The 10,203-nt window shown below is 48.0% G+C and carries 11 protein-coding genes and 2 pseudogenes; 3 read left to right on the top strand and 10 right to left on the bottom strand.

Annotation, left to right across the window (positions count from 1 at the left end; translation table 11 throughout):
* Nucleotides 1–143 precede the first annotated feature (143 nt).
* Nucleotides 144–266, top strand: a pseudogene (locus tag FTV32_RS14980) (helix-turn-helix domain-containing protein); the annotation flags it as partial.
* Between the two features lie 91 nt (nt 267–357).
* On the opposite strand, the gene FTV32_RS14975 reads toward FTV32_RS14980, so the two are convergent.
* The 5 genes from FTV32_RS14975 to FTV32_RS14955 all read right to left on the bottom strand — a co-directional run bounded on the left by FTV32_RS14975 (nt 358) and on the right by FTV32_RS14955 (nt 3,847).
* The gene (locus tag FTV32_RS14975) at nt 358–777 is read right to left on the bottom strand and encodes a PaaI family thioesterase (protein ID WP_000029507.1); all 420 of its coding nucleotides are present in this window, start codon (nt 775–777) and stop codon (nt 358–360) included.
* A gap of 1 nt (nt 778) precedes the next feature.
* A complete protein-coding gene (locus tag FTV32_RS14970) occupies nt 779–1,243 on the bottom strand; it encodes a PaaI family thioesterase (RefSeq protein ID WP_000378064.1) in 465 nt (154 codons plus the stop codon).
* Nucleotides 1,244–1,299: 56 nt separating this feature from the next.
* Entirely contained in the window at nt 1,300–2,271 is a 972-nt protein-coding gene (locus FTV32_RS14965; RefSeq protein WP_180029052.1) for a BtrH N-terminal domain-containing protein, read from the bottom strand.
* Nucleotides 2,268–2,894 carry a TetR/AcrR family transcriptional regulator gene (locus FTV32_RS14960; RefSeq protein ID WP_000952904.1) on the bottom strand — a complete coding sequence of 209 codons (627 nt, stop codon included), beginning with the start codon at nt 2,892–2,894 and terminating at the stop codon, nt 2,268–2,270. The genes FTV32_RS14965 and FTV32_RS14960 overlap by 4 nt, the downstream gene beginning before the upstream one ends.
* Nucleotides 2,895–2,977: 83 nt before the next feature.
* A complete protein-coding gene (locus tag FTV32_RS14955; RefSeq protein WP_000149466.1) occupies nt 2,978–3,847 on the bottom strand; it encodes a metal-dependent hydrolase in 870 nt (289 codons plus the stop codon).
* Nucleotides 3,848–4,503: 656 nt separating this feature from the next.
* Between FTV32_RS14955 and FTV32_RS14950 the strand changes: the two genes are divergently transcribed.
* Nucleotides 4,504–4,734: an IS5 family transposase gene (locus FTV32_RS14950; RefSeq protein WP_004656998.1), complete on the top strand. Its 231-nt coding sequence runs from the start codon at nt 4,504–4,506 to the stop codon at nt 4,732–4,734.
* A gap of 38 nt (nt 4,735–4,772) precedes the next feature.
* On the opposite strand, the gene FTV32_RS14945 is transcribed toward FTV32_RS14950, so the two are convergent.
* The 3 genes from FTV32_RS14945 to FTV32_RS14935 form a co-directional block, all read right to left on the bottom strand.
* Nucleotides 4,773–5,987 (bottom strand): NAD(P)/FAD-dependent oxidoreductase, encoded by a 1,215-nt coding sequence (locus FTV32_RS14945; RefSeq protein WP_001193555.1) that lies wholly within the window; start codon nt 5,985–5,987, stop codon nt 4,773–4,775.
* Between the two features lie 86 nt (nt 5,988–6,073).
* Nucleotides 6,074–7,567: a cytochrome P450 gene (locus tag FTV32_RS14940; RefSeq protein WP_035270174.1), complete on the bottom strand. Its 1,494-nt coding sequence runs from the start codon at nt 7,565–7,567 to the stop codon at nt 6,074–6,076.
* 76 nt (nt 7,568–7,643) lie between these two features.
* Nucleotides 7,644–7,964 (bottom strand): 2Fe-2S iron-sulfur cluster-binding protein, encoded by a 321-nt coding sequence (locus tag FTV32_RS14935; RefSeq protein ID WP_000078398.1) that lies wholly within the window; start codon nt 7,962–7,964, stop codon nt 7,644–7,646.
* Nucleotides 7,965–8,103: 139 nt separating this feature from the next.
* Between FTV32_RS14935 and FTV32_RS14930 the strand changes: the two genes are divergently transcribed.
* Nucleotides 8,104–9,165, top strand: a complete 1,062-nt coding sequence (locus FTV32_RS14930) for an AraC family transcriptional regulator (RefSeq protein ID WP_035270176.1) — start codon at nt 8,104–8,106, stop codon at nt 9,163–9,165.
* A gap of 240 nt (nt 9,166–9,405) precedes the next feature.
* Here the strand turns inward: FTV32_RS14930 and FTV32_RS14925 are convergent, their stop codons facing one another.
* Both FTV32_RS14925 and FTV32_RS14920 read right to left on the bottom strand, forming a co-directional pair.
* Nucleotides 9,406–9,759: a recombinase family protein gene (locus FTV32_RS14925; RefSeq protein WP_009516421.1), complete on the bottom strand. Its 354-nt coding sequence runs from the start codon at nt 9,757–9,759 to the stop codon at nt 9,406–9,408.
* A 117-nt stretch (nt 9,760–9,876) separates the two neighbouring features.
* Nucleotides 9,877–10,095 (bottom strand): annotated as a pseudogene (locus FTV32_RS14920) (ATP-binding protein); the annotation flags it as partial.
* Between the last annotated feature and the right edge of the window lie 108 nt (nt 10,096–10,203).

Below are 10,203 nucleotides of genomic sequence, written 5' to 3'. Positions count from 1 at the left end.
ACATCAATTTAACTGGGGATTATCTATGGCGAAGCAAAGCCAAGATAGGTGGTGGAAAATTTAGGCCATTGCGCGCAATTGAAAAACCTTAGCGTGCTATATTTTCCGTTTCCTGAGACGACCCCTACAAGGGCCGTAAGCCGTCACTGACTCCTGAACAAGTGGCTCTGCTGCATCAACGTCTTGAATCTGGCGACTACAAAACCAAGCGAGCATTGGCGAAGGAGTTTGGGATTTCTGCGCCAACGCTGTATCGGTATCAGTAGTAGTTCCAGCTATTTGATATTATTTGTCTATCTATTGAAAATTTTTCTGAGTAAAACAGGGTCGGCATCCTGAACTGAGCTTGCTCCAATTTTATTTGCTGCTAACCGTAAACAGGAATCGACCGATACAAACCAACTTGCCATCAAGTAGTAACTGAACCGATACTGTCGTAATGCGCCGACCCGCACGAACAATACTGGGGACTGCCTGTAACGTACCTATAAATGCTGGCCGCAGGTAATCAAAGGTCATCGTGGAGCATAAGGGCAGCTCATTATCACCACGCTGACGGGCAAGATAGGCGGCGGCGGCCACTTCACCAAAACTCGCGAGAATGCCGCCATGAAACGTGCCAATCATCGGGTTGCCGATATGCGAATCACGAAAGTCCATAAAGTACTGTATTTCTCCATGTTGCATTTCCTCACGAAAACCTAGAAAATCGACAAAAGGCTCGTCACACAATTTTAGTGGGGGTGTTTCCGCGCTCATCTGATTTACTATACTCATATCACTCGCCTCGCGCTTCATTGCTGTCAAAAGAGGGTCCCATCGTGCCGATTGCGAAAGAACCAGTGACAGTAGCCAGTAGCTCACCACTGTCTTCTGCAACCGCTCGGCCCGTGATAAAGGCCACCGTATCGGTTCTACCAATGCAATCCACTATCGCCTTTAAACCTACCGCAGAGGGAATACGTCGCAAAAAATCGACACGCAAATCAATAGTGGCAATCGGCTCTAACGACCGCAATGACGAAAAAATAGATAAGCCGCAAGTCGTATCCAGCAGCGTCACCAAAGCCCCTCGATGCAGTGAGCCTTTACGGTCAGAGAGTTGCTCAGAGAAGGGCATCGTCATCTCGGCATGACCATCGCTCACTGCACCAACACTAATATTGAACATATTGAATAAAGGGTGATTAGTACCAAAAAACGCCTTAGCCATGGTCAGGTGTGCCGTGTTATTACTGTCCATTTTTGAACTCCCGCCATTGCTGGCTGATTTTATTGCGAAAAAATTAGCGGCACGTCTCAAAGTGCAAGGGCGGCATCTGTATAATTACGTTCGGCCTGCATCACCGCCACAATGGTCTCTTCAATGGCGGCATATGGAAAGTTTGTGCTTTCCGAGGCAGACTTCAAACACATGGCTAATGCCGTCCATGCTTTTTCGCAAGCCCTCATTAACAGGGGCAGTCGATATTGCTGTACACTTGCGTCATAGTGAACCGCTTCATCAAGGAATTCAGCGTACATTTTGCGGAAGCCGCCGCCACCTGTGCCACGCTTTTCAATAATTTGGTAGGCAAATCGGGTCGTCCAGTGCCAATCGCCTGTGGCTCCCCAACGACTCAGTTCGGCCAGCCATGTTTCCAGTGCCGATATGCCACTCACAGCTAATGACTTGGCGTTGTCATGGATGACACCGGTAATCATCTCGGGGGTAATTTCGCCTTGAAACGCGGTGGGCGTGAACATATTGCCATAGTGAATAAATGGGGGCTGTGTAGAAAAACGTGCGCGGGTCAGTGCCTCTCGCGTCACCGACAAAACACTCGGACGCTCGGTATCGGTGACAAATACCGCACCTGTCTCTGGATTTCTCGACCAAGCGGCTATGGCGTGACCGGGAAAGTGCGTGCTGCTGTTGAAGTAAGGTAAATAAAAAATATCCGTCAGCAACAGGGTGGGGTGACCCGCATCCAAACATTTCTCCAGCGCGGTGGCTGCCGATTCGAGTGACTCGAAGGTTTGCCACTCAAAGGGTATACCGATACTTTCAAATACGCGCGCTTCAAACCCCAAAGACCGCACATGCACTAAAAATGGCACAGGGGCGTCAGCCATTTCCAAATAGGTCACGCCAAGCCCTGAGCCTAATCCAAAGCACATGGCCTCGGAAATATTCAGCCCATTAAACTCGAGCAAATCACGAATTGCGGAGCTGCCACAATGCCTCCCGATGGCGTGCGTGATACGGGATGGAGTCTTATAGTTGGTCACAGGTTTTTTGCCTCTTCGTGAAAATCTGGATTAAGGATGCCTCTTGTCATCATCTGCCATATCGCATCCGCGATCTGTTCAAGATTGTACTTACCATTTTCTTTATACCAAGTGGCAGCCCAGTTTATTGCTCCTAGCCCAATCAGTCTTAACAGATCTGCATCCACATCGTTTCGGATACAACCATAAGACTGCAGATCATCAAGAATTGTCTGCCAATATCGCTCGTATCTGTCTCTCTCAGCAATAATCTGCTCACGTGCGACTCCATGTACCGAGCGCCACTCAAACAACAACACATAAACCATATCGTCACCCGACATAAGGATATCGACATGTGTCTGCAGTGCCGATTGCATTTTTTTGAGTGGATCTTGAATCGCGGAAGTCGCCTCAACAATCCTGTAAATAGTTCTCTCAATAGCAAGCCGCATCATATCAACCAAAATATCGTCTTTACTACGATAGCGGTAATGCAGACTGCCTGGAAGAATACCACAAGCACTGGCAATTTCTCGCACACTGGTACGCTCAAAACCCTTTTCTCGAAACAGCTTGGCAGAAGCGGCTAATACTCTCTCGCGGTCAGCAACTTCGACTCGCGTAGATTCACTACTCAACATAGTTTGACTCATAACATTATATCAATAAGACAGGTTACTCGACTTGGTCAAGTCGAGTCGAGTCTTTCACGGTCTCTCCTGATCTATACAGCTTTTGCAATGGGGACATTAAAAACAATTCGTGACGCTTCCATAGGGTCTTGATGCTTATCATATTCAGCCAGCCAAGAATTAACCTTTTCTGGGATTTCGGTGTCGCTAGGATGGAAACCTGGCTTAAACCAGTCCAGATAGCGTGGAATAAGTCTGGTAATCAGGCCACGTGGTCCATAGAGGCGATAAAATCCCTTAGCAAGCACCAATGGCTGACCTTGTAGTTTGTCAATTTTCAACATATGCCAAAGAACTGAGCCAACCACCGCATGTACCAGTAGCGTTCCGATAATCAAAGCAGATGCGCGGGTGAAATACCCCCCACCTGCCGCTGTTTCGTAAACATCAAAGGCTACTGTTTTGTGTTCGACTTCTTCTACCCCATGCCACATGAACATGGCACGCATTGCGGGATGAGCATTCTTGAACATCTCACCCTCACCCTCCATAGCACCCTCGCCTAGTACAGCAGTAATATGTTCAAAGGCAGCTGTCATGGCCAACAGATACTTGGCGGGCAGGTGTTTTTGGGAGAGCCGAATAAATAATTTGAATCTTGCGATGACCTTTTCGACATGAATGCCTTGCGACTGCATCACCGCATTATACTGGTCATGCACAATGCCATGTTGCGCTTCTTGGCGAAAAAAGTTTTTGATATCTTCTCTCAGTTTAGGATCTGTGACCAGATCCTGATAGTTACGCACCGACTGAATAAAAAAACGCTCTCCATCGGGGAAGTGAATAGAAAGTGCATCAAAGAAGCGTGTTAACACCGGGTCACCGTCGTTCCAAAAAACTGGAACATCACTTAAATCAAACCGCGGCTTACGTGGCTGGATATTGATCATATGAGTCATGGCGAGAGTTTCCTTGTAAAGGCATCGAATGTCTGTAAACCTGCTATCACATTTGACCTTGAGCAATATTTTTCACCTTGGTCAGGCACAGCAAATATCACACAAGAATTCAACGGGTATTGGTCAAATGACCAAATGCATATTTTGAATATATATTGGTCGATTGACCAAATGTCAAGCCTGTCCTCAAAATTTGATAGAATGAGTTAACAACGCAGCAGGTGAGCCAGATCATCTTTGACATCGAATATAGCTACCAGACCTTTTGGCAGAGGTGTTTTTTTAATGTTAGTTTTTTTACATTAGAGTGTGTTGACGTTTGAAAATATTGATTGCAAATTGGAGGCAGACTCAGAGAATTAAAGCTCTCCCCATCCGAGTCCACCATGCCACGCTTTATGCTGAACGACCAACATTGAGCAAAGATTTCTCCTATGCTCAAGCAACAGGACATTGATCACAAACCAAATTTACGGCTCACCGTAGAAGCCATGCTCTACAGAATGTGGGTGAAATGTCCATGGCTAGACCTACCTCCTGACTGAGTTTGGTCAGCAGCCTAATCTCTACAAAAGATACAACGACTGGTCAGCAAAAGGTTTTTTCCAAAGCATACTCAGGGTTTTATCTACTGACTCTGATATAGAGTAGGGGTTATGGATAGCAATTACGTCAAGGCACATCAACATAATGCACGTGCTGCAACTCACGATCAGGAGGCGATTGGCTTAAGTCGAGGTAGCAAGACAAGTAAGATCCATCTTGCCGTAGATGGGTATGGATTACCCATCGTGTTTGCGATCACGGGTGGTGAATTACACAAAGCCAAAGCTGCACCTGACTTGCTCTCACAGGTATCTATCGATGCCATTCTGATTAACATCTGAATCAGCGTAATGCAAATCTAGCCTGATGTAGTTTTAAGCTACCCCATCAACGCCTGTACCGCAATCGACTCATCCGCCAACCGCAGTGGATCGACCGCCGTACCAGCCGTGATCAGCTTTTTGCTTAGCATAAACTCCTGCGGACGATTCACACAATCCGCCGCAATCAGGCGACCCGCCTGCAAATAAAACGCTGCAAAGCTACGCCTTTGCTGCACATCACCCCGAATCACGATCTGATCATACCCCTGACTGAGTCCCGCAATCTGCAACTTTAGATCATACTGATCTGACCAAAACCAAGGCAAACTCTTCGAGGTCCGCTGTAAGCCACACAAGGTCGCCGAGGCAATTTTGGCCTGTTCATTGGCGTTTGGTACCGACTCCAAGCGCATCCGCCGCTGATAAATCGGATTAAACGCATTGGCACAATCCCCGATGGCCACAATCTCTGGCGCACTGGTACGGCAATACTCATCAATCACAATACCATTGTCCACCTGCAAGCCCGCGTCCAGCGCCAACTCGATATTCGGTACAACCCCGACCCCGATGATCACCAGATCTGCATCGAACATCGAACCATCGGCACACAGCACCGCTTGCGCCCGCCCCTCACCCGTGATCGCCGTGACCGACACACCGGTATGAATCGTCACACCCTGTTCGCGATGAATCCGCGTATAAAAGTCCGACACTTCCGGTGCAGTTACCCGCTGCAAAATCCGCTCGGCGGCTTCCAAGACCACCACCTGCATGCCCTGCTCGGTCAATGCGGCGGCTGTTTCAAGACCGATATAGCCACCACCGATCACCACTGCTTTGCCGTTGGGTTGTACAAATGGCTGGATAGCCTGTACATCGCTGATATTTCTAAGATAATGCACACCTGCCAAATCAGACCCAGCCAGCGACACCGTCCTGACTCGTGCACCGGTACACAGCGCCAACTGGTCATACGCAAGCGTACTGCCATCTTGTAGTGTCACGCTGCGCGCTGCCCGATCAATCGCAACCACCCGCCCGTGCCGAAATTCGATCTGATTTTTTTGATAAAAAGCGGCTGGCCGAATCAATAACTCATCGACCAGTTGTGCACCGCATAAAAAGGTCTTGGACAACGGCGGTCGATGATACGGCAAATACGGCTCATCGCCGATCACCACAATCTCGCCCTGCCAGCCATCTGGCCGCAGACTTGCCGCCAACTGCGCCGCAGCATGACTTGCGCCAATGATGACGATTGTTTGCATATGAATTCACTCAGTTCATGGTTGATGCACAGCATCAATTGTTGCCGACGACAGTTGCAAAATGCCTCTGTCGCCTATTTTGATACCTACGCTTTGGCAGTCAGTTTGACCATCATCTTGGCATAGCCGCGCACAAAGTTAGACTGCACCAACTCTGGCTCACCCAATACCTCAATATTGTCGAAGCGAAGCAATAACTCCTCCCACAGAATCCGCAACTGCATCTCGGCCAAGCGATTGCCCATACAGCGATGCACACCAAAGCCAAATGACAAATGATTGCGTGCACCTTTACGATCAATGATCAATTCATCAGGTCGCTCAATCACTCGCTCATCGCGGTTGCCAGAAACGTACCACATCACCACCTTGTCGCCTTTTTTGATGGTCTGACCGTTAAGCTCTACATCTTGCTTGGCAATCCGACGCATATAGGCCAGCGGGGTTTGCCAGCGAATAATTTCGGATACCATGTTCGGGATCAAGCTCGGATTGTTTTTGAGTTTGACGAACTCATTTGGAAACAGGTTAAGTGCGTATACCCCACCCGTCATCGAGTTGCGTGTGGTATCGTTGCCGCCGACAATTAGCAAGACCAAATTGCCCATAAACTCCATCGGCCGATAAATCAGGTCTTTAGTCGCTTCGTTTGACTGCATCAAGCTGATCAAATCATAGCCCATTTCAGCGCCTGCAGATTTTTGTGCGGCTTTTCTATGCCATAACTCCGCAAAATGCTTTGCTGCATCGACTGCTGCATCAAAAATCTCATCCAAATTTGTCACTGTCCCACCTGTGGCCTCCGCAGTGCCAGCCATCAAGTCTGACCATTCAACCAATTTGTGCCGCTTTTCGTATGGGAAATCAAATAATGTTGCCAACATACGGGCTGTCAGCTCAATCGAAACATTCTGCACCCAATCAAACGGCTGATCCGTTGGCAACTGATCCAAAACCTCTTGCACGCGTAGCCGAATCAAACCCTCTAGCTCTTTGAGATTTTTTGGTGCGACTACATCCTGTACGGCCTGCCGCTGCACATCGTGCTTGGGTGGGTCCATTGCAATAAACATTTCAGCATCTAACCCAGGAGGGGTGTTGCCAATCGCGATCACAGGTTCAGCTGAAAAAATCTCATGATTTTTATCGACATAGACAATATCATCGTAACGCGTGACCGACCAAAATGCCCCAAACGGACTGTTGGCTTGATAATGTACCGGTGCTTCATCACGCAGCCGCTTAAAGTAAGACTGCCATTTTTTTTGCTTGTATAAAAATGGGTTGCTAACATCAATCTCAGCAAGTGCCAGTGTTGCAACTTCTGGAATCGGTTGCTCGATAAATGCAGGAAATTCTTGCACGTTAAACACACGGAATTTGGCTTTTTGCATCCACTGAATGCCGCGAACCTGCGTGTGCAATGGGACAAAACGGGTCACTTGACCATGCAAAAACTGCTTGCCCGTTTGAAACTGCTCATTAGACTTGACTTTATCCGTAACCGTGGTTGCTACGTCTGCAGCGGTGCTGGTGACAGTTTGGGTTATTTTCTCAAAAATTTCTGCGACTGAGTTCATGATGGTCTCCTGACTGAGCATCGTTGACGAGGTGTGTTTGTTAAGGCGGTTGATCCGCTGGGTTACAGCTGACGTGTTACATCTGAAACTCAGGCAGATGTACCGTCATGCCATCCATTGCATCGGTCACTTGGATACAACACGCCAAACGTGAGGTGGCAGCACGCTCTGGGGTCATTTCCAACATCTGCTGCTCATTCGCTTGTGCCGTACCCGCAACATCCGACCACTCAGCACTGACAATCACGTGGCAGGTACCACAGGCGCATTCGCCACCGCAATCCCCATCAATTCCGGCAACACCGTTTTCAACCGCCAACTGCATTAGTGACTTACCCGCTTCGATTGCAACGCTGGTTTGTGCACCATCGTGGGCAATAAATGTAATTTGGCTCATGGCTACGACTCCGATTTGGCTTAATTTCACTGTTCAAGCTCAAGATTACGCACTCTCTGCGGTTCTGTAGAGGTTATTATTTGACAAATAGAGGTCATAAAAAGACAATATTACCTCGTCAGCCAATAAAGCATATTCCATGTATCAGACTCACTCAGGCAAAGAACCCGCGATCATTCCGTGTAGCTATACCCGTTTGATCGGTCGAGAACTGGACTTACAAGCGCGCGATCTGCCGAAATTATTAAAATTCACTGCGCTGACCACTGAGCAACTGATGCGTGATGACACCATGATCACGGCCAGCCAACAAGCTCAGATCCTGCAAAACAGCATAGATCTATCAACATCTGAACAGTTCGGTTTGCGCTTGGGTCAGCGCCTAACTCCCTCAACGCATGGTGCGATGGGCTTTTTAATTAATAGTAGCCCGAACTTGCTAGCCGTGTTACATGCGTTTCAGACATTTTTGCCGACGCGTATAAGTTTGATGCGACTTGAAGCACATACCGATGCTGCGTGGACGAGCTGCATGATTTTTTTTGAGCAAACCCTGAATAGCGCAGTACATCGGCTACTGTCCGAAACCGTTGCAGTGATTTTTTCGGAATGTGCCGAATTTATTGTTGGACGACCGCTGACCGAGGCGGTGATTCAGTTTAGCCATCCCGCCCCCGATCATCATGCCTGTTACGCGGATTATCTTGCCGGTACCTATCAGTTTGATCAGCCACAACTGTCGATCCGAGTGCCGACCGAGTTGTGCTTGATTGCCAATGCATCCGCGCAGCACGATAGCTATCTGCTGGCGATGCAACAATGCGAAATGATCCTCAACCGGCTCAAGACCCAACAACACAGCACCACCTACCAAGTGCAAAAAGCCATGCTGTCCTATCCGCTCGGGCAACTGAGTGAAGAGGATCTGGCTGCAGCCTTGTTTATGAATAAGCGTACGCTGGCCAGACGTCTGGTCAAAGAGAACACGAGTTACCGGCTGATTCGAGATCGGATTTTATCTGAGAAAGCCAGTAGTTATTTACATGACCCTCAAATATCGGTCGAGGCAATTGCCAGCTTACTGAATTACCACGACTCTGCTAATTTTCGGCGCGCGTTTAAACGCTGGTTTGGTGTATCACCAAGTGCTTATCGGCGAAAAATCACCCATCGGCAAGAAGAAAATGACCTGAGAGAATGAGGTTGTTCGTATGATTGTTAATACGTTGAAACATCAATACGCCCTAGAAAAATACCTTAAAACGCTATGTCAGAGATGGCAATCATATGGCAGCCCTCCACTTCCAATCCGATAACCTCAACTCAACCCAACGCTTGCAACCCGCTGTGAACTCTGTAGAGGTTTTAATTCCCATTGCAGCCCATCCACCGTCAATGTCTTCAGTTAGGGGTCGTCTCAGGAAACGGAAAATATAGCACGCTAAGGATTTTCACTCCGACTTCTTTTAACGATATCCAACACGGTATTTTTGCTTAGATTGACCAGCCGACCGACTTGTCGATAAGAGTGTCCAGCAGACACCAACTCCAACACTTTAGGTGCCAGACGATCTGACTTGGTACGTTGACCAGGACGACGACCAAACACAACGCCACGCGCTTGTGCCGCTGCTACACCAGAGCGCACACGTTCACGTAGTAAATCTCCCTCAAACTCTGCTAATGCAGACATCACAGAAGCCATGAGCTTTCCCTGAGATGTGGAAAGGTCAAACTGCAAACCTGTTTGTGCCACCAGAGATACCCCGAAATGCCCAAGATTGTTGACGCTCACTTAATATTGACCAGCGATGCTCGTTGAATATTGACCAGGCATTTAAGCAATGTAGCGTACTACACTGCTGTGGATAAATCGATCAATTGCTGTTGCTTTTTCTTCACTGATCGACGGTTAAAATAACTCTCCTTTCTCTGCTTCTCGTTTCTTTATACGCTGCTTGGCTTCCTCCGTGCTTTGCTTAAAACGATAGGATTCATTACCCGTTTCGATGATATGGCAATGATGAGTCAGTCGATCCAGCAGTGCAGTCGTCAACTTAGCATCACCAAATACATTGCTCCATTCCGAGAAGCTCAAGTTCGTCGTAATGATAGGGGTCGTCTCAGGAAACGGAAAATATAGCACGCTAAGGTTTTTCAATTGCGCGCAATGGCCTAAATTTTCCACCACCTATCTTGGCTTTGCTTCGCCATAGATAATCCCCAGTTAAATTGATGT

Origin of the sequence: Acinetobacter sp. YH16032, from assembly GCF_013417345.1 — a bacterium.
GTDB lineage: Bacteria > Pseudomonadota > Gammaproteobacteria > Pseudomonadales > Moraxellaceae > Acinetobacter.
The sequence above is the reverse complement of the archived record's forward strand: the minus strand, read 5'-3'. Positions and strand labels throughout refer to the sequence as shown.